The organism is Sporofaciens sp. St.21A7, from assembly GCF_059728535.1.
In genome coordinates this window covers 2,350,534-2,371,494 of sequence record NZ_BAAGFN010000001.1, presented here as the reverse complement: position 1 = coordinate 2,371,494, position 20,961 = coordinate 2,350,534, and the positions used below count along the sequence as shown (strand labels likewise).

The following is a 20,961-nucleotide window of genomic DNA, read 5'->3' as shown; positions in this document are numbered from 1 at the left end:
ATTTTCTTATATTGTACCAAATCTTAGGACATCTATCAACCTTTTCTGACATTTCGCTTCATCTGAAACGCCCCCTGACGGCCTGCTCCAAGATTTCTTTTTTCTTCATACCCTTTCTGGAAGGCACATGCCGGAAGCCGGACACCGTCTGAAACACTTTCCCCGGGACAGCCAGCATGAATACAATCCCAAGGACAATGGCAAACGCTACCTTGACCGACTCCATTCCCCGCAGGGACGCCTCCGCCAACTGGTTTGTCACCAGATAATATACGGTATGGTAAATCCCCGCTCCCGGCACTAACGGCAGGATACCGGCAACCAGAAAGATCGTAATCGGGCATTTCTTCCGGATGCTCAGCACCCGGGACAAAAATACCACGAACATTGTACCCAGAAAAGAGGCAAATGCCGCAGAAAATGTATGGGTGACGATAACATGGTACACGAGCCATCCCGCCATACCAGTAAAGCCACAGCTCAGATAAAAACGCCTGGGGACGTTGAACAGCACGGCATACCCCATTGTCCCCAGAAACGGGCATACCATATGCATCATGAACCCGTGTATCACAGCATTAACCCTCCTCCCATCCGATTGTATACGCTAAGCGTGACGCCTACTCCCACGGCGATATAGACGAATACCAGAAGCGCGTCAATCATCCGCACAGTCCCGGACAGAAAGTCGCTGTCAGCAATATCCCGGATCGCATTGACGAACGCAAGCCCCGGCACCAGCGGCATAATAGAGCCGATAATCATTCCGCCGAACTGCACATCTTGCGGCAGGGGCAGATGGCACACCCCGATTGCCAGAGCCGTGATAATGACGCCGCCCATAATATTCACGATCATTTTCGATAAGTTCTGCTTCTTCGCTGCCAGTACCCAAACATACAGAATACAGCCGATACAAAACGCCGCCATGCTCTCCAATGCAGACGCCCCAAGGAAATACCCATAGCAGCCGCTTGCTGCTCCAGCGGCAAACACCTGAAAATATCCCCTCTTTTCGGGAATCCTGTCAATCTCCTTCAGCCGTTTTCCCGCCTCCTCAATACCCACAAGCCCATCTGAAATCTCTCTGGATAATTCATTCACTTCCGCGACGATTCCAAGGTGGGAGGACGACAGCGGCACCTGCTTCACCTTCGTATAAGTCTCCTCCATGCCATTCTCCGCACTGATGAAAATGGCATGGCTAAGGATAAAAGTATCCACATATTCCACATGAAAACGCTGGCAGATTCGGGTCATGGTCTCATCCACCCGGAAAATCTCTGCGCCGTTTTTCAGAAGGATTCTCCCCGCCTCCAACGCAAGGTCTACCACCTTCTTCACATTGACCTCCGAATCCAACTGCTTTTTCAGGTAAATCTTATCCGTCAGCCTCACTCCCCCTTCATAGATCGGTTCCCGGTAATGCTCAGGATAATAGTTCGCCACGATATGGGAATTGACAAACCCACATTTTCCTAAAAATTCCAGCGTCTTCCGACGGTTGCCTGTACCTGCATACATGGTGTCACATTGGTTGCCGTAATGTTCACAGACATGGCGGAGCAGATATTTCGCATAACCCTTTCCTTGCTCCTCTTTACGGGTAACGATAGTTTTCAGTTCGCATTTTCGATTCTTCAGCAGCTCTACCACACAGACGGCACAGACGTCCCCGCCATTGACCAGGGCAAACATTTCCCCCTTGTCAAGATAGCTATTAATTACATCTTTGCAAGGATCAGCCATGAGAAGCATCTCCATATATTCATCTTTGTCTCTCCTGATTTGCTGAATCTTCATGCAAGCGCCTCCCTTAAAAATCTTTTCTCATTATAGCACCTGACCTCAAAAAATGACAGGACTTTCCGTCCATCTCTAAAAACAAGTCAGGGATGGTTCCCCTGCCCCGGCACAATCCTACTGATTAGTATATTGCCGTGGCAGGGAAATCATCCCTGATATTTTTCGCTTTTATTCCATGATTCTTCCTGCCGGACAGAAAATTTCTTCTCCGGATATGGAGTACAGTATCCCATCCAAACTATAATAATACGGGTTGTCCCCTGACACTTCCACGAACATCAGATACGGGAATCCATCGAAGGCGCCTGGTTCTATATGGCTGATGTTTGCCGGAAGGTAAACTTCTGTGACACTTTCGCCAAGTCCGGCTAATGCACCGCTTCTAATTCCAATTAAGCTCTCACTCTCCGGAATAACCAGTAAGTCATCTCTGACTACGGCCTGATCTGTGTATCCAGTGATATACCCCTCAGCATCCAGAAGGAATCCGGCGATTTCTTCCGGGAACACTGGTTCCTCGGTAATCTCCGGCATTTCCGGAACCACATTTTCTTCCGTAGTATCCGTTGGCTCTGAAATCGGCGTATCCTCTGTAATCACAGATTCTATCCATCTCATATCTTCCGAACCATCATCAAAAACTGCCGGCGGCACGGACGGTGTATCCGGAACCACAGTGAAATCCGTCGGTTCTTGGCCTCCTGCCAGTCCCAAGCCAATTTCAGGCAATACGTACGTTACTTCCGTCGTTATAAAAGAGGGTTCCGTCTCCCAGGTATTCTGCACCGGGGCAGGCTTTACTGCCTCTCCTAATCCGGCGTCAAAACCTGCCATCCCTTTTCTCATATCTGTGGCTAAAGGTTTTATATTTTCGCAGATTCTGGATAAACCTGCCTCTCGCCAAGCCGCCGCAGTACTATATTTTCCAATGCAGCTTACCGGTACGGACTCTGCCGCTTCACATCTCTGTGCATAATTTTGTACGCAGAGATACAGGATGCCAAACAGTGCAATGACCAGACACCCTCTCATTACTTCCCGCCAGGGCATAAGAATGCCCTGGGCCTTTAATTTCAAAACCGCTTCCATAAACTATTAACACCTACCTTACGGTTTCATTATAGAACCTGCTCCACATAAAAGAAAGTGGCATCACGAAACAAGATGCCACTTTCCCCGAAACCTTTTGGGTGTCTCTGTTTAATTAATATATCCGGCTTTTTTAAGCTCTTCTTCTGCCTTGGCAAGGTTTGCGTCGGACACACGCACGATCGGTCCGGTACATCCCATTCCGCTCTCTGCATAGATATTAATCTTCCACAGCGCCTTTACCGCATCCTCTAAGTCCATGACCTCGATACCGGCAATCTGAGCTGTTACGATCTCCTTAGGAGGCTCTTTCACTTCTTCTGCCGCACCTGCAGGCTTCTGGGAAGCCTTGAGGGCGTCTAAGATTTCCTTGAGCCCTGCCTTCTTCGCGGCTGCAAATTCTGCCTTTGCCACCTCGAATACCTTGCCTCTTACAAGCTGTCCCGCATAACGGATTGCATTCGCAATGACCGGAGCGCCGCTTGCCCTGGATACAATCATGACTAACTGCTCATAGCCTTCTCCGATTCCCGGACCATAGCCGTAGCCTGTCGCCTCGAAACTCCCCCCCGTATTAAAGGAAGACAGCATCTTCACCAGAATATTTCCGGTCAGGGAATCCGTAACCATAATGTCCGGAGACGCCTGAAGCACGTCGTTTCCTCTCATCACACATCCGCCGTCTGCCCTTCCGGACTCTGCAAATGCGATGTCATATCCCTTCTCCTGCAACTGTTTCAGCGCCTTCTCCGTCTGGCGCGCTCCGTCTACATTCAGGATTCCTACGGTTGGATTCTTTGTTCCACAAGCCTTTGCGGTAATGATTCCATAAATCGCATTCTTAATCATACCCTCAATACGGTCCGTACTAGAGGTCCCGGTCGTGTTTGCGATGAACATCTCTTTTGCCGTTGCCGGCGTCACACAGCGTCCTACGGTAGACACGCCGATAGGGAACGGGAAATGCATGGTAACTGCCGCATCCACTTCTCCGTTTTTCAGCATCTCTTCCATACGGTCATGGCCTTCCTCATCGTTGGCAACTTTGATGGTGGTCACGCCTTCTGCCTCTAATGTTCCGATATAGTATACGTCGATTCCGTCTTTTGCCGCTTCTACGGCTGCTTTCATGGAGTTCTCTTCCCCATGCTCGCTGCCCATACCCGTGAGAGCAACCTTCGGCCTCTTACCAAAACTTCCCGTCTCAAGGCCCTGCGCCATCTCCATAAAGGTATCGGCAATCATTCTCTCAATATTATTTGCCATCGTTACCGTCCCCCTTACTCTGCAATCAGGGAAGCTGCGAAATCCTTCATCGCCTTTGCGATCAATCCCTTTACCTCTTCCTCAGATACGCCTGCAGCAGCCTCGGCTTCTGCCTTTGTATTTGCCTGAATCACAAAGGAAACACCGTCGAACAGGTTGGTCATACGTCCAAGGAACAGACTTCCTTTTCCGATAATCATCGCTGTCTTCATCTTTCCTGCAAGGATATCCTCTCTTGCGAATCCGATGTACGGTACGCCTGACGGAATATGTCCCTGTGTCGGCGCCCATCCGGTCAGACCGTGATTGGCGCTAAAGGAAGCCAGTTCTTTTCTGTCAAGCTCGCCTCTCTTTACGGCAAGGGCTGCAATCATCTTATAGTTTGCCATCGGCACGTCGCCCGCACCTGCCGGCTTCGTGATATCCGGATTCTGCATCTCAGGAGAGAACTTGTCGATATCCGTAATTTTCAGTCCTGCTCTCTCAAGCGGGTCAGCTACAAGGCTGCCGATAACGTTCTGCGGCGCGCTTCCTGTTCCAACTGTGTGACGTCCCAGAATATCAAGGTTGATCTCCGGGTTCACTCCGTCGTTCTCAGACAGGATGACACAGAAGCCTGCAAGACAGTCCTCTAAAATCGGAAGACCCTTCTTCACATGGTCTTTTCCATTCATACCAAGTTTTGCGGTACATCCGCCGGCCGTTACTGCCACACACTTGTATGCGCCGGATTTTACCAATGCGGCTGCCTCAATGAGTGCGTGAGACGGTCCTGCACAGAATCCACGGCTGTCGGAACCAGTCGCATTATTAAGGCCTGCGATTTCTGCGGCTGCCTTTGCGAAGTTGCCGCCGCCTCTCTGGTTCATATCTCCGCATGCTTCCTCTGCACAGTCGATGACATACTCGATATCATCCTTGCTGATTCCTGCATTCCTTACTCCGTATAACAGAGCCAGTACGCTTGACGCCTTGCTCATCAGGTTCTCATGCATAACATGGGCAGACAGGTTCACATCAATATCATGGGCTCTCTTCACACAGGCTACCAGCTTGCCTGCAACATAGATTCCCTCTGCGTGCTCATCCTTTACTGCCGCTTCAATCTCGGACAGCTCTACGCCGGCCTCAATTCTTGCTACAATATCCTCGGTAATGATTGGGTCTTTCGCGAACGCATCCTTATGCGCGCTTACGAAGTCCTTGTCAATCTTAACAACCTCAAACTGGTCGCATGCCTGTACCAGAAGGATGAACTCTTCCTCCGGCATGATCTCGCCGTACTTGCCGTATCTCTCTGCGCCTTCTTTTACCTTGTCATAGTATGGAAATTCCACGCCTGCAAGATCCTCCGGCGTCGCATTGCCGATATATACCTGGTTTGGCCAGTAGTTCACACATTCCTCATAGGAACGCAAATGGCTCTCTAACTCTTTCAGATACTCAGACTCCGGATTCACGATTCTCTCTGTAGTCTGGGTCGTTCCGTTATATACCACCATCTGTGGTGTATGCGCAAGCACATAGCTGGCGCCTCTGATTACACTGTTCATTGCTTTATTTACCACCTTTCGCTAGAAAAAGGGCAGACCCACGGTGGGTCACCATTGAGTCCGCCCCTCTCAAATCCTATCTCTTATAAATACTTGCAGAATTCGTCTCTGATAGAACTCATCTCGCTAACGATATCGTCAACGTCAAGTACCATCTCCATCATACTTACCTGCTCATCATAAACAGCTTCGTCGAATTCTTCCTTCATCTCTGGTTCACATACGTGATATACCGTGAGTCCAAGCTGGACCCCTGTCAATGGACCTGCGAATGTCGGGTCGCCTGCTGTTACGGTCTCAGCTGCAAGACCTGCAGCTTCGCCTTCTGCTGCACCAAGAACTACTACTAAGTTCTCTGCACCATACTCGTCAGCAAAATCCTTAACCCTCTTCTGATTCTCTAAGTCCATTGCGCCTGCGCTCGTTCAGACGAAACATTCCGTTGATGAAAATACTACTTCTGCACCGGCAGTCTGTACGCACTCAGCGATTGCCGGTCCCGGAATTCCATCACGGTCTCCGATAATTATTGCTTTTTTCCCTTCTAAAATAGCCATAATTATGCTTTCTCCTTTCTTGTGTGGTAAAAAACATTTTATGATAAAGAATTATATCGATTAGATATACTTCTGAATCATCGCCTCGATGCTCTCTGGTGTTGCCTCTTCCTTCACAACCTCTTCTACCTTCTGTCCATCCTTGTAAATCGCCATTACAGGAAGCCCAAGAATCTTCTGTCCGATTGCCAGGCGGCGAGCCTTTGTTGTGTTAAGAGACGTAAATTTCATCTTATCCCCATATGTCTCAGCGAACTCATGTACCTTCGGCATCAAAGCCTGGCATGGTACGCAACCGTCACCATAGAAATCTACGAATACATATCCTTCTGCCTCCAGAACCTCAGTCTGGAATGTATTCTTATCTACATCTATCATTTCTATCATCCTCCTTTATTAATATTATGATATCAAAACTACCTCCCCGCTTTAGAAGTAGTCAGACATGCTTCTTTCTACCTGAACAGCTGCGATTGCTCCGTCAGCCGCTGCAGTTACTACCTGCCTCAGGCTCTTGATACGCACATCACCTGCAGCGTATACGCCCGGGATATTGGTGTGCATATCTTCGTCTGTCTTGATATATCCACGCTCGTCCATGTCAATGATTCCCTCAAAGATCTTGGAATTCGGGATGGTTCCGATGAATCCGAACAGACCGAACATTCCGTCGTCCTCGTCTGCCGTAACCTTTGTAATCTCGCCTGTCTTCACGTTCTTAACCGTCATCTCAGACAGAATCTCGTCTCCGCCAAGCTCTTCTACAACTGAATCCCACATAAACTCAAGCTTTGGATTCTTGAACGCCTTCTCCTGGATAGACTTCGCGGCACGAAGCTCATTCCTTCTGTGGATCAGGGTTACTTTCCTTGCGAACTTCGTCAGGTACATCGCTTCCTCAACGGCTGAGTCGCCGCCGCCTACTACGTATACCTCAAAGTCCTCGAAGAAGTTAGCGTCGCAGGTAGCACAGTAGGATACGCCCTTGCCCATGTACTCTGCCTCGCCCTTACAGCCGATTGGCCTTGCGTGGGCGCCTGTAGCGATGATTACATTTCTTCCCTGATACTCAGCCTTTGCGCTCTTTAACACCTTAACTTCTCCCTCAAGGGACACTTCCGTAATCGTGTCGGATACGCGCTCAGCGCCGAATTTTGCTGCCTGCTCTGTCATTCTTGCAATCAGAGACGGTCCTGACTCACCCTCAACAGTCTGTCCAGGATAGTTCTCAATCTCATCTGTGATAGCAATCTGTCCGCCGTCCTGTCCCTTCTCGATAATCAATACGGAAAGGCGGCTTCTGCCTGCGTACAGTCCCGCTGCCAGACCTGCAGGGCCCGCGCCCAGGACAATTACGTCATAAATTTTGCTCATAACGAAACTTCTCCTTTTTATAGTGGTATAGTGTGTAATTCTTTTTTACCACTATACCACTTATTCAATTAAAATAAAATACAATCTACGCGGACAAATTTCTAATCTGTCCAAATTTTGGAACCTAGTCGAAGATTGTCTGTCCGTCAACCTCTGTCTCAAGGGCAACTAATGCCTTCTCAACAATCTTACGACGGAGGCTCTTCTCCTCATCTTTATCCAATGCAGGATTTCCAAGAGGATGTGGAATTGCGATAGCCGGAACGATTCTGTTCGCGCCAACTGTCATAGAAATAGGAGTTACTGTACAGATATGTACAACAGGGATTCCTGCTCTCTCTACTTCTTTTACCATCGTTGCACCGCAACGAGTACAGGTACCTCATGTGGAGGTGAGGATTACTGCGTCTACACCGTCGTTCTTGAGCTTCTGAGAGAACTCAGCAGCGAAAGCCTTGGATGATGCAACGGCTGTACCATTACCTGTCGTTGTGTAGAACAGGTGATGCAGCTCCCCAATCTTTCCTTCCTTCTCCATATCACGAAGTACATCGACCGGCAATACACGGTCAGAGTCCTCATTCGCATAAACCGGATCATATCCGCCGTGTGCTGTCTCGTATGTCTCTTCTGTCAGATCCATAACGCCTGCGATATCATACTCGCCGTAGTGTGAAGCGCTGGAGCTCTCAATGTGGTCCGGATTGCCCTTTGGAACGATACCACCGGAAGTAACAAGCGCGATCTTCGCATGTGCAAGATCCTTAACTGCCGGATTCGGGTCAACTCTGTCGAAATCAGGCATCGGGAACTCTGTCTCAAACGGCTTGTCAGCAAGCTTCTTGATGAGCATCTTAACTGCACGCTGTGATCCTCTCTCCTTCTCGAAGAAGTTCACACGAACACCGTTCGGGATATATCCCTCTTCTGAAGAAGCGCCAATCGCCTCGCCTCTACCAACCTTAACAGCTAACGGAGCCAGCTTCTTAACAGCGTCTCTCATACCTGCCGCACTATTCTTCGTAGATACAATATAAACCTGAGTCTTGAACATGTCAGCTCCCGGGTTCTCAACATACATACCCGTAACAGCCGGGATTCCAAGCTCTTCCTGAACTGCTGCCGCGATTGTACCGCAGGCAACACCGTAACGTCCGGCATTGAATGCAGGACCTGCCACGAATACATCCGGAGCCTGCTCTTTCACCATAGCAAGGATGTCTGCCTTTGCCTTCTCAAGATTTTCATTGAAATAAGAGTCGCCACAAACGATTGTAGCAACAATCTCAGCGTCCTCGCCGAACTGCTGTGTCAGCGCCTGACCTGGTCCGACAATCTCTCCAACACGAAGCTCTGCCGGATAATCTGCTTTCTCTTCTCCACCAATCTGTGCAAAGAACTGATTGATGTAATGAACTACTTTTAATTTAGCCATGTTCTTATCCTCCCTTCTTATCTCGCACTCAGCTTATTGAAACCAGTCTCATTGGTCGCACCTGTAAGTACCTGAAGCTCAACTTCAAGAGATCCGTCCTCACGAAGCGTCTCCTCACTTGCACCTGCAATCTTTGTTACATAATCCAGAGTTCCAATTACCTTGTCAAGTTTTGGCAGGATAATTACCTGGTTCGCATTACCGCCTGTTACTACTGCGTCTGCCGCCGGATCGGAGTCAGCCAAGGACTGAGACTTTCCGTCGCGTCCTGCGTACTCGTCTGTAATGATAACAGTCTTAACGCCTTCCGCCTCGATCTTCTTGCAGTTCATGATCAGGTCAGTATCCGGATTACCGAATCCTTCCTGAGAAACGATAACGCCGTCAAGGTCTAACATCTTACATAACTTCGCCGTCCAGTCAGAAGAACGCTGCTTGTCAGCCAGATATACGTTCTCATTGGTAATAATATGGCAAACGAAGTTAAAGGTCTTTCCGTGCTGCTCGAACATATCGTGAACAACCGGATTGTTCAAATGAACATAAGTTGGGTTCTTATCACATGCGGATACACAGTTACCGGATACGATAGCGCCGTCCATAATCTCTGTCGGGCTCATGATCGTCGGAACGATCTTCTTCGCATCTACGCCGTATACATATGTATCATGCAGCAAGCCCTGGCTCTGAAGCATCTGTACGTATGCAACTCTCGGAAGGTTCGGATACTTCTCCATACCTTCTTTGATCGTACATGTCTCATATACCTTCGTCTCATCCGGAGTAAGCTCGCGCGCCAGTTCCCCAAGATACACAGCAACCCTGAAGCCTGCGAAACGTACAGCCTTCTCATAATCATGCTGCTTAATGCCATCTACCGGCTCACATACCATAACCAGATTCAGTGTCTTGGAAAACGGTGTGTAGTCAGCTCCCGGACCTGTCATATCGATGATACCTTCCTGGAAACCTACGATCTTACCAGCCGTAACAACAGCCATACCCTTCAGCGCATAGGTCTTGCCTTCGCCTACGGTATCAACCTTAGCGATTACGCCCGGGAAGATTCCGCCTCTTCCTTCCACCTTAACTCTTGGCTCGATGACGTCCTTAACCGGTGTGATTCTCACAGACTCACCTGGCTTTGCGATATCAAAAGATACGCTCTTAATCTTCTCGTCTTCGAGAGCAACCGCTTTTACGGCCTCTTCGGATACATAAAGGATACCGTCTTCAATCTTAGACTCAGCCGCAAACTGAATATCCTTAATGTAAATGTGTCCCATTTCTAATCTCACTTTTGGTTCCCTCCTTAGAATATTGATATTATTGTTCAAAGCTTATGCGCTTCTACAACCTTTATTTAAGACTACCAGACATCCGCAGATGCCAGTCCACTCTCCAGCAATGTCCAGTCAATCAACTGAAAATCGTCATATACCGATTCTTCATACAAGTCAGACTTGAAGATGAACTTCCGGCACGCTTGTATGGCGTTCTCAATCAACTTGACAGACCCTTCGTCAACCTCCCCCTTTCCCTCTGATATCATAATGGATTTATATGGCGTCTCATTGGGCTTCACGCTTCCGGATAACGGATGCGATAACAATCTGTGCCCCTCGTGAATCCTGTCTCTTACTTCCCTAAGAATCTCTTCATAGGAAATATCCCGGTATATAATATGGTGCGTCTCTTTAAGCTTGTCCAAAACCAGAGGATTATTGGTAATGACCATGTAATCTTTGCTTCCCATCTGCTTTTCTCCCTTGCTGTCATGCGGCGAATGCTGCACGCCGGATAAATCCCATCCGCCTAAAATCATGCGGCGCTGCCAGCCCTTTCGGTATGCTTTGTAAAAAAAAGGCGATTTGAACACAATCATGTGTGCAATCGCCCTTTCTGTCTTTTGCCCTGATAACATATCAATTCATTTCAAGAAATTTATCATACAGCACAAGATTCAGAATGTGGTACATTCCCTAGTCCTTTTGCCTGAAAGTTTCGCCTGAAACAGATTCACTGCCTTCTCAGGTTTGCCTCTTCGGCGGCCGTAATTCCGGCTCTCTCTTAGGAAATATCAACCCACTCTCATATTCTTTTTTCGCTTATTCATACTATTACTTATAGACAACTCATATATTGTTCATTGTCTATACCTATAATACCCCATTGTTAAAACTTTTGCAACCTTTAAATTCAAAATATCCAAATTTGTACATAATATACAATATTCCATCCCATTTATTGTCCTATTTTTACAATAATCCTTCCTATTACCAAAAACGCCGTGCAGGAATCACCCTTCCTGCACGGCGCTTTTATCCGTTATTTAATTTTTACCGCAATGCCCGCTATTTCTTACGGTTCTTGAAAAAGTCATTATGTACCTGCTTAATCACTCCGCTTAACGCGAACAATGCAAGGATATTCGGGATAACCATCAAGGAGTTGAACGTATCCTGCATCGTCCATACCAGCTCTACCTCTGCCAGTGAGCCAAGGAATACGCATACGGCAACGATTACAGAATAAACCTTAACCGCTTTCGACCCGAACAGATACTTAATATTCGCCTGGCCAAAGAAGTACCATCCAAGGATTGTAGAAAATGCGAAGAAGAACATACAGATTGCAATGAAGATGTCTCCTCCCTTTCCATACAATGAAGAGAACGCATACTGGCTAAGCTCTGCTCCAGTCTTCCCTGACGGAATGGAATGTGTCGTAATGATTACCAGCGCAGTAAGGTTCAGGATAACGAATGTATCAATAAATACACCGATCATAGCCACGAATCCCTGCTCTACCGGATGGTTAACCTTCGCAACCGCGTGTGCGTGAGGCGTAGACCCCATACCAGCTTCATTGGAGAACAATCCGCGCGCTACACCCTTGGTAAGAGCCAGCTTCACGGTCGCGCCTGCAGCGCCGCCGACAATAGAGGAAGGTGCAAACGCGCCTACAACGATTGCATGTAATGCATACGGGATCTCCTTAAAGTTAAAAATAATTACGATTAAAGAACCAATGATGTAGAAAGCAGCCATAACCGGAACGATCAGCTCCGTAATCTTGGCAATACGTCCTGTACCGCCTAAGAATACGAACAGCGCAAGTACTGCAAGAACAGCGCCCATAATCCACTGCGGAAGTCCGAATGCAGTATTGAACGCTGCCGCGATGGAGTTAGACTGTACGGCATTCCCCATAAAGCCAAGGGCAAGGGTGATAAGAACGGCGAAAATACCTGCCAACGCCTTTCCAAACGTTCCTGAAAATGCTGCGCGGATATAGTAAACAGGACCTCCTGTTACTTCTCCGTCATCGCCCACCTGTTTGTACTTCTGGGCCATGATTGCCTCGGCATAAATCGTCGCCATTCCAAGGAACGCCGCAATCCACATCCAGAAGATTGCCCCAGGGCCGCCTACCGCAAGCGCCGTAGCCGCTCCGGCGATATTACCTGTACCTACCTGAGCTGCAATGGCCGTTGCAAGAGCCTGGAAAGATGACATTCCGTCTGCGCCTGCTTTGTCGCCTTTCTTGAACATCCCGCCGAAGGTCCTGCGCATTCCTTCGCCAAAACCTTTGACCTGAATGAATCCAAGGCTTACCGTAAACCAGATACCGCCGCCGAGAAGCGCCGCGATCAGGATGTAGTTGGACAGATAACTGCCTAATGTTGAGAAAATATTATTCAACATCGCTTCCATTTACAAATTCCCCCTTTGTATAGATAAATTGAATATAAGTTATTCATCCCTCCTATCATACCATTAAAAAATGTTTTATTCAATATGCTGTTATTTTTTTCACATTTTTTGTCTATTTTGTACAGATATTGTATGTGCATGTCCAATTTTGCCAAAAAAAGCAGGCGGTAATCCTTGATTTTCCGCCTGTTTTTTTCACCACTTTGTTTCCTGGAACATAATTTTTGGTCATATTGCTAAATTTTAATTTTATTTTCATATTCTTTTTATTTTTGTTTCAAAAATGCGCCTACTTTTTTATCCTCGCTCCGGATATGGTTCACCAACAGGGCAATATGCATATTCAAGTTCCCCAAATCCCCCAGGGACGGACCCGCCGCCGGAATTGCAGACACGATCTGCTTTAACTTCTTTTTGTATTCCTCATGGAACACCTTGTGGGGCGCCCTGTTGGGATATCCTCCCGCCTGCTGAAGCTGCTCCTCATGGGCGAAATGCCGGTCAACATAGTTGGTCAGAAACTTAATCGCCGGTTCCATCGCAGTCCTTCCCTGTCCCTTGTGGCAGGAATCCAAAAGCTCGTTCACTGCACGGAACAGTTCCTTATGCTCCTGGTCGATGATTGCATTCCCTGTTTCCAGATCCTTTGTTAATTCGTACCTCATCATTATTTTCCTTTCTCAAATCTCAATTTATTCTATCTCATTTTATTCTCAGACGCATCTATACATGAATCTCCGCTTTCATCCCCAGTACATCCTGATTCTTATCAAGCAGCGGGCGAATCACATCTTTCAGGTACGCCTCCGCCTGAAGCGGGGCGCGTCCCACATATTTCGCCGGGTCCATCGTCTCCTTCAATTCATCCAATGTCAGGTTGAACGCCGGGTCTTCTGCGATCAGCTCAAGCAGGTTGTTGTCCAATCCCTTCTCTTTCACGTTCTGTCCGGCCTTCATGGACAGCTCCCGGATACGCTCGTGAAGCTCCTGACGGTCGCCTCCTGCCTTCACGGCGTCCATCATAATATTCTCCGTCGCCATGAACGGCAGTTCCGACATCAGCCGCTTCTCGATTACCTTAGGGTATACTACCAGTCCGTCCACCACATTCAGGCACAAATCGAGAATCCCGTCAATCGCAAGAAACCCTTCCGGTATGCTGAGCCGTTTATTTGCCGAGTCGTCCAGCGTCCGCTCAAACCACTGGGTTGCAGAAGTTACCGCCGGGTTCAGCGCATCAATCATCACGTATCTGGACAGAGACGCAATCCGTTCGCTGCGCATGGGATTCCGTTTATACGCCATAGCCGACGACCCAATCTGGGACGGCTCGAAGGGTTCCTCCACCTCTTTCAAATGCTGCAAAAGCCGGATATCGTTGGAGAACTTATGGGCGCTTGCCGCAATCCCTGCAAGCACATTCAATGCTCTCGTATCCACTTTACGGGAATAGGTTTGTCCCGATACCGGGTAACACGCCTCAAACCCCATCTTCTTCGCAATCATCGGATCTATCTTGTCAATCGTCTCCTGATTTCCCTCGAACAACTCCAGAAAGCTCGCCTGAGTACCCGTAGTCCCTTTGGATCCAAGAAGTTTAAGCGTCCCCTTCACATATTCCAAATCCTCTAAGTCCATGGCAAACTCCTGTATCCACAGAGTCGCCCGTTTTCCCACAGTGGTCGGCTGCGCAGGCTGGAAATGGGTAAAGGCCAGGGTCGGCAAATCCTTATACTCCTTTGCGAACTTTGCAAGCTTCGCAATCACATTCACCAGCTTTCTTCTTACAATCTCCAACGCCTCCGACATCACGATGATATCCGTATTATCCCCTACGTAGCAGGAAGTCGCCCCCAGATGGATGATTCCCTTCGCCTTCGGGCATTGCCGGCCATAGGCATACACATGGGACATGACGTCATGGCGGACGATTTTCTCCCGCTCCCTGGCCACATCATAATTAATATCCTCCGCATGGCTTTTCAATTCCTCGATTTGCTCCTCCGTAATCGGAAGCCCCAGTTCCTTTTCCGTCTCCGCAAGCGCAATCCACAATTTCCTCCACGTCCGGAACTTCTTGTCCGGTGAAAAGACATACTGCATTTCCTTGCTTGCATATCGCTCCGAAAGCGGGCTCATATACTTATCTCGGCTCATATCCTTCTTCTCCTTTTTCTTCTTTTCTATTTATTATATTTCCGCCTTTTCGCCTAACTCTTATCAATCCGGCGGTATTCCTTCCTCCACTGCTCAAACAGCTCTTCCGGGATGTCAATATCAATTCCTCTCTGAATCTCCCGGATTTCCTCCTTCATGGCAGAATCCATATTCAGAAAAACCGAGTTGCCCGACAGCATCTTCACATACTGATCCCCCGGCAGCGCCTTATAACAGCAGTAAAGATATGTCCGAAGCAGCTCCATATCCCCACAGATACGGTATGCCTCCAGATACACCTTCGCCGCCTCCTCATACAGGAAACGTCTGCCGTAAGCCGCCCCAAGGCTTGCATAGACCCTTCCGTAAAACAACTTGCTGATGGAATTGTCCCACTCCCGGTTAATGATAGACTGGTAGACCAGAATTGCCGTCTCATACTCCCCGCTTTTCTGCAGGCTGTCCGCCTTATACTTCATCCGCTCCACATCCTTTAAATTCTGGAGATGCTCTAAAATTCCCTGAATCTTATTGATATCCCCGGTGGCATAGATGGTGGACTCCCTTAAAATGGTCAGCACAAACTGCTCCATAGCGCCGTTCTGCCTCAATTCCTCCCTAAGCTGCTCCGCCAGTTTCGGAAGCTCCAGCTCCTTGTCAATCCAGTTGCACAACTGCCGGTTCACCATGGTATAGTCGATGAGATAAAGATTATTGCAGATATAATAGCACAATTCCTCAATGGTATAGATTCTCATATGGATTCTGGCTATCTCGTAGGGCTGCCTCGCCCGTTTCCTATGACATAGAATTAAACTGCCCATTGATTCCTCCTAAATGAATGGTCTTCTCCACCTGAAATCCCGTGGACGGAAAAAACTCTCCGAAGCCTACGTCTTTGAACGTAAGCCGGCAGGTACGCTCATCCATGAACAATACCTCGATCTGAATCCGCAGGGAATAATCCCTTCTGTTGGGAAGCCCCTCCAGAGACACCGTCTCCACCTGCAGCTCTTCCCCGGCCAGGGTCTCCACATGGATTTCAATGTCCGACGTATCCTCCAGAATCACCTCCCACTGCCCGTCCGCTTCATACCAGTGGGTTCCCCAGGACACGATGGGATACCATCCCTCCTGCCCGTTCACACGCATGCGCAGACAGATCTGCTCCGTCATCTTCGTATCGTCCAGATACACCGGTCCTTCGTGGTATTCCAGATGCCGCCGCATGGACGTATAACATGCGCCTCTGCTGTACAGGTTATTGCCGATAAATGCACGCCGCCCATTACACAGCACCTTCAAGGAATTGGGATACCAGTTATTCTCAAACCCTTCCCCCGTCAGATACACCGACGAGACTACTTTTTTCTCAAACACACTCTGGATGAATCGTTTGAACCGGTCGTCCGCCGCCTTCGCCTGATCTTTTACCTTCTCTTTCTCTTTGTTCAAAAGAGTATAGATGGCGGCAAGCTCATTCATCTGGGCGCTCGCCACCTCCTCAACGGTGACGAACATGTCCCGGTCCTTCACCCCCACGGCATTCAGCCTCCGCAGCATATACGCCCGGATTTCCTGGGCGTCGCAGTAGAACAGGGCAGACTCATACTGCCACAGTTCCTTGGGCTGATAGAACATATACTGGCAGAAACTCTCCTTGTAGTCCTGGACACAGACACAGTCCTTCGCCACGCCAAGACGCTGGCCGATTCCTTTGAGCATCTTAGACATATCAATATTCGTAAACGGGACGGAAAATGTAATAAAAGCGATATCCTCGAATCCCTCCAGAGTCATACGGATGAACTTGGCCAGCAGCCAGACCGCATCCCGCTTCTTAGAACCGATTTTCACCTTTTCCCGGCGCACGGCCTTCTCGAACAGGTCGTTCACCATGGTTCCTTCCTGAAGGGATGCAAGACGCTTCGCCTCCATGCCGAACACCCATCGTTCCCGGTAATATCCCAATATCAGGGGAATCTGAAAATTATCCGCAGCAGCTCCCATCGTCTCCGGCTCTTCCTTCGTCTCGTCATAATAGCTGATCTGACAATTCTTCTCATTCAGGTCGTATCCCAGGATTCCGCCTTTTCTCATCATTATCCCCTCCCCTCTTCACACATGCCTGATGAATCTTGAAACGCTTCATCACCTACTCTTCACACACATCTCGGACGAACCGCGAACCGCCATGCCCTAATGAATCTTGAACAGACGCTTCGCCATGATCTCCTCTTCCTCGTATTCCATCATCGCCTTTCGTCTCGCCGCACTCGCCATGGTCGCCATGCTGTTCAGACGTCCATACTTGCCTGATTCCTTGATTTCCCTCTCATTCTTCAAGACTTCTTTCTCCGTGATAATATCCTCTTTTCCCTTGGTCTCTATAAAATAATAACTGATGGACTCGTCGCTGTACAGCACGAACTGCCTTACATACAGATTCTCATAGACCGGCATCATCACCTCATTCTGGTATCCAAGCTCGTCCCGGTTCCCATGCTTCATCTTATAGTACAGGGTCACACGGCTTCCCGGTCTTGCCTGATAAGAAATCATCACCTTGTCATACAACTGCAATTCCCGGAGCCACTCCTCCTTATATTGCAGATAATACGGAAAGACGATCTGCTTCTCGCACATCTCCCGGAGCACCTGATGGAGCACCACCTCCAAAGCCGCCGTGTAATCATGGCTGGAAAAATATTTCAGCAGCGCAATCTTGCAGATATCAGACAAATCTTCCTTTTCATCGCACTCATTTGCAATAATATCGAACACACTGGCTTCCAAATCCCTCCCATAAACCACATACTCTCTGGACACATAGGCGAGATACGCCTGTTTCAGACGAAAATACACATTATCCGACAGATAATAATCCTCAAATATCTTCTCTTCCTGAAATAAATTTTCCGAGAAAAGCATCTGCGTAATAATCCGCTCCCCTATCTTATAGGCAGGAATCCCATTCTCCTTCAACGCCTTCCAGAGAAATTTCATTTCCCGCGTAGGGCCGCAGTAAAAATTCGCAAGATACATCAGCGTCACCTTGTCGAAATGCTGCCGCCGGAACAGCTCGAAGCACAGATAACTTAAAAAACTGTCCTCCTCGTAGTTCTCCTCCTTGATGCGTCTAGTCACAAGACGGAACACATCCTTTCCTTCAAATGCATCCAGCCCTTTTTCCAGCAGCCCCTCAAAGGTGGGCGCCTCTTTCTCGTTCTCCTGCTCCCATACGCCCGTCGTTGCGGCATATTTCCGGCACATCTCCACGAACCGCGGCTCGTAGAAAAGGCGTTTCGTCTCATAAACAATGGAGTCCGTATAATGGCGCCCCTCCACAGACTCCCACACCACCCTGGATTCCTTGTCATACAGGCGAATTACCGTCCCCTCTTCTGCATCATAGGGAATCCGCTGGCGGATCTCACCGTCCTTATCTATGACCAGGACGCATTTCATATTCTTCACCCGCGTAGAAATGGAATAGGAATAGCAGATGTCACGCATCGCCTCCATCCGTTCTGCCGTCATCTCCTCGGGCTGGCAGAACCGCTTATACAGGATTCTGAGGGACTCCGTAATGTGCCGCTGCATCAACTGTTTCCAGGTAAATACCACCATCTGCTCACGGTAATTTAGATACAGCTCTCCCGCCTGTTCCTCATAGGTGACTAGATTCGCATATAAAAACGCCGCCTTCTTATAGTTCAATGAATTGCCATGCATGAAGTATAAAAGGATTACCTTAGGCAGCGGTCCCCGGAACTTATCCTCATCGATAGTCATCATATAATATTCATAGAGCTGCGCAATCCTAAGTTCCGAGTCTACCGCCTTCTTATACCAAGGAAAATCCCGCTTCTTTAGCTTATTGCCCCGAATCAACAGCGTACAGATAGTATTAAGAATCATGGGTTCGTCGTACATCTTGTAGATGCGTTCCAGAATCCGGAACATCTTGTCACTGTACTGCTTCTGCTGGCTGGCAAAATTCGCCACATAAAGGGCAAGCTCCTTGGTCATCAGACGGTATTTGGAAGCGAAATTAAGCACCTGCATCTCGAAAGGTCCCAGCTTTTTCAGGAGCGTCGGCCTGTCCTGATAGCACAGATAAGCCTCCAGATAAAAAATCACCCCGTGCATCTCATACTGGAACTGCTGCTCTAACAGCTCAATTCTCTTATAAGAGGTCTTGTATCTGGTATCCAAATCTAACAGCATGTAGAGTAAAAGCAGCGAATCCTGATGCCGCATATAGGTCTTCCCCACCTCGTCCAACACACGCTCCGCATGGATTCCCTTCCCCCGCACCAGTGCGGTCAGGTACAGGTAATAACAGTTGGTCAGCGGGTCCTTGCCGATAGCAAAACGGTTGTAATTATAATTCTCAAGAATCCACTTTGCCTCCTCCACCTTGCTGCCCACCAGATAGACATGGGCCTGCATCAACTGGTACAACTCGCTGTGGGGTTTCAGTTTTCTAAGGGAAATCATCTTCTCCACGGCGCTTTCCAGCCAGTTCCCCATCTCGATCCTGCCCGCAACCAGCCCAATGTATTCCTTCAAAATCTGGGCAAGGAGCAGCTCCGGCTTCCTGTGGTTCTCATTCAAATCCTGGTTCTGCAACACCTCAATATCATAGGTAAGCGTCTCATAAGGCGTAATAAACTTGAGCATGCCAAAATTACGTCCGCCATGCAGACGGTCGGGACGTACCACGTATTCAATCTCATGGGCATTTCCCACAAAATCATCCGTACTCGTCTCCGGGCGGAGTACCTTGATGAATTCCCCTTCCGCCTCGATGTGAATCGGCATATATCCCCAAGTATTCTTCACAATCGTCAGCGTTCCCTTGGTCGGCTCCGAGATATCCTCAAAAAACATCCCTTCGCCGGGAAGAGTCAGGAAAATGCACTCCTTCTGCTTGATTCCTACCAGGAACTCTTCCATCGCCTGATCCCCAAGGGTCCATTTTCGCATATTATCATACAGATAAAACGTCCGTTCATTCTCATATTTTAAAATCTCATAGAATTCCCTGGCGCGGAACAGCCGCCCCGCCTCCGAAAAATCCTTGATAGCAAGCTTCCGGAAATCATCCGTACTCTGAACCTTCCCATAGGATGTCATGACATAAGGCTTCTCTATAATTGCTGTAACCGAAAGCTCATATTCCCCGCCGCCGCATACCACGGTAAACCTTCCGTCCTCCACATGCCCCGGCCGAAGTCCCTTGCCGTCATAAGTAAATTCTACCTTCGCAGGATTTCCGTCAAACCCCTGATTCTTAAAATGCACACGAAAAGAAGACGAGTACGCCAGTCCCCGTATCTTCTTTCCGCTTTTCGTCCTGATTGTAAAACTCCCCCGATATACTTCCCCTTCTCCGATAATGAGTACTAGATTAGTCTCATCAAATATGACATCAGGTTGTGATAACTGAAAATCTCCTTTGGAAAATTTCTGGATTTTATTTTTCAAGTCTGACACCTGCTTCTTTCGCTGCTTATTCGTAAACAATACTACAGAAGATTATAGCATTGTTTGATTGTGAATGGCAATGGCAGAAACATATTTTTTTACTTTTTTACTTTTTTAGTATCAGCGCTATGAAAGTCAAATCTTCTGCCCCTGTGTTCTTCATGCCGTGACCATCGCCGTCTTTGCAGTAAAATACGTCTCCTGCCTCTGCCGGAATTGCCTTGCCGTTGTCGTCGTACATCCCTTTGCCGCTCAGGATATAGTACGTCTCTGTCTCGCCATGATGTTCATGATGGCCCAGTTCACAGTTCGCAGGCAGGGTCACTTTGCTGAACATCCTGCAATGTTCCCCCAACTCTCCTGCGTTAAGCAATGCCTCTTTCATAATGAATCCGGCTCCGCCGCCTACGTGTTCTGCTTTTACAACTTCCCTCTCTCCTGCTTTTGTCATGGTTTTCTCCTCCTTTTCATAAAGGTTCTATGCCCCTAATTATATCATAGGCAGGATATCTGGT

The 20,961-nt window shown here is 48.3% G+C and carries 18 protein-coding genes and 1 riboswitch; all 18 genes read right to left on the bottom strand.

Translation table 11 applies throughout. From position 1 onward, the window contains the following. Positions 1-58: 58 nt before the first annotated feature. Positions 59-574 carry a threonine/serine exporter family protein gene (locus tag AC6I3O_RS11730; protein ID WP_497851030.1) on the bottom strand — a complete coding sequence of 172 codons (516 nt, stop codon included), beginning with the start codon at positions 572-574 and terminating at the stop codon, positions 59-61. Next, positions 571-1,803, bottom strand: a complete 1,233-nt coding sequence (locus AC6I3O_RS11725; RefSeq protein WP_497851029.1) for a GNAT family N-acetyltransferase — start codon at positions 1,801-1,803, stop codon at positions 571-573. Before AC6I3O_RS11725 ends, AC6I3O_RS11730 begins: the two co-directional genes overlap by 4 nt. 171 nt (positions 1,804-1,974) lie before the next feature. Next, entirely contained in the window at positions 1,975-2,895 is a 921-nt protein-coding gene (locus AC6I3O_RS11720) for a hypothetical protein (protein WP_497851028.1), read from the bottom strand. A gap of 111 nt (positions 2,896-3,006) precedes the next feature. Further along, positions 3,007-4,161, bottom strand: a complete 1,155-nt coding sequence (grdD, locus tag AC6I3O_RS11715; RefSeq protein ID WP_497851027.1) for a glycine/sarcosine/betaine reductase complex component C subunit alpha — start codon at positions 4,159-4,161, stop codon at positions 3,007-3,009. Positions 4,162-4,175: 14 nt separating this feature from the next. Continuing rightward, a complete protein-coding gene (gene grdC, locus AC6I3O_RS11710) occupies positions 4,176-5,714 on the bottom strand; it encodes a glycine/sarcosine/betaine reductase complex component C subunit beta (RefSeq protein WP_497851026.1) in 1,539 nt (512 codons plus the stop codon). An 83-nt stretch (positions 5,715-5,797) separates the two neighbouring features. Further along, positions 5,798-6,271, bottom strand: coding sequence for a glycine/sarcosine/betaine reductase complex selenoprotein A (gene grdA / locus AC6I3O_RS11705; protein WP_081643923.1), 474 nt, complete (start codon positions 6,269-6,271; stop codon positions 5,798-5,800). A 60-nt stretch (positions 6,272-6,331) separates the two neighbouring features. Further along, the gene (gene trxA / locus AC6I3O_RS11700; protein ID WP_016216959.1) at positions 6,332-6,649 is read right to left on the bottom strand and encodes a thioredoxin TrxA; all 318 of its coding nucleotides are present in this window, start codon (positions 6,647-6,649) and stop codon (positions 6,332-6,334) included. Between the two features lie 51 nt (positions 6,650-6,700). Continuing rightward, entirely contained in the window at positions 6,701-7,645 is a 945-nt protein-coding gene (gene trxB, locus AC6I3O_RS11695) for a thioredoxin-disulfide reductase (protein WP_497851025.1), read from the bottom strand. Positions 7,646-7,769: 124 nt separating this feature from the next. Further along, on the bottom strand, positions 7,770-9,080 hold the full coding sequence (gene grdB, locus AC6I3O_RS11690) for a glycine reductase complex selenoprotein B (protein WP_497851024.1): 1,311 nt from the start codon (positions 9,078-9,080) through the stop codon (positions 7,770-7,772). A 17-nt stretch (positions 9,081-9,097) separates the two neighbouring features. Further along, complete coding sequence (locus tag AC6I3O_RS11685) at positions 9,098-10,378, bottom strand: glycine/sarcosine/betaine reductase component B subunit (RefSeq protein WP_016216956.1); 1,281 nt, start codon at positions 10,376-10,378, stop codon at positions 9,098-9,100. Positions 10,379-10,449: 71 nt separating this feature from the next. Next, complete coding sequence (locus tag AC6I3O_RS11680; protein WP_497851023.1) at positions 10,450-10,965, bottom strand: GrdX family protein; 516 nt, start codon at positions 10,963-10,965, stop codon at positions 10,450-10,452. A gap of 88 nt (positions 10,966-11,053) precedes the next feature. Then, positions 11,054-11,163, bottom strand: a riboswitch (glycine riboswitch). 271 nt (positions 11,164-11,434) lie between these two features. After that, positions 11,435-12,796, bottom strand: a complete 1,362-nt coding sequence (locus tag AC6I3O_RS11675) for an alanine/glycine:cation symporter family protein (protein WP_497851022.1) — start codon at positions 12,794-12,796, stop codon at positions 11,435-11,437. A 266-nt stretch (positions 12,797-13,062) separates the two neighbouring features. Continuing rightward, a complete protein-coding gene (locus AC6I3O_RS11670) occupies positions 13,063-13,461 on the bottom strand; it encodes a bacteriohemerythrin (RefSeq protein ID WP_497851021.1) in 399 nt (132 codons plus the stop codon). A 58-nt stretch (positions 13,462-13,519) separates the two neighbouring features. Beyond that, positions 13,520-14,953 carry an adenylosuccinate lyase gene (gene purB, locus AC6I3O_RS11665; protein ID WP_497851020.1) on the bottom strand — a complete coding sequence of 478 codons (1,434 nt, stop codon included), beginning with the start codon at positions 14,951-14,953 and terminating at the stop codon, positions 13,520-13,522. Positions 14,954-15,006: 53 nt separating this feature from the next. Further along, the gene (locus AC6I3O_RS11660) at positions 15,007-15,777 is read right to left on the bottom strand and encodes a hypothetical protein (protein ID WP_497851019.1); all 771 of its coding nucleotides are present in this window, start codon (positions 15,775-15,777) and stop codon (positions 15,007-15,009) included. Continuing rightward, positions 15,752-17,053, bottom strand: coding sequence for a DUF5716 family protein (locus AC6I3O_RS11655; RefSeq protein WP_497853456.1), 1,302 nt, complete (start codon positions 17,051-17,053; stop codon positions 15,752-15,754). The genes AC6I3O_RS11660 and AC6I3O_RS11655 overlap by 26 nt, the downstream gene beginning before the upstream one ends. Before the next feature lie 99 nt (positions 17,054-17,152). After that, positions 17,153-20,455, bottom strand: coding sequence for a DUF5717 family protein (locus AC6I3O_RS11650; protein ID WP_497851018.1), 3,303 nt, complete (start codon positions 20,453-20,455; stop codon positions 17,153-17,155). 97 nt (positions 20,456-20,552) lie between these two features. Beyond that, positions 20,553-20,897, bottom strand: a complete 345-nt coding sequence (locus AC6I3O_RS11645) for a cupin domain-containing protein (protein ID WP_497851017.1) — start codon at positions 20,895-20,897, stop codon at positions 20,553-20,555. Positions 20,898-20,961 lie beyond the last annotated feature (64 nt).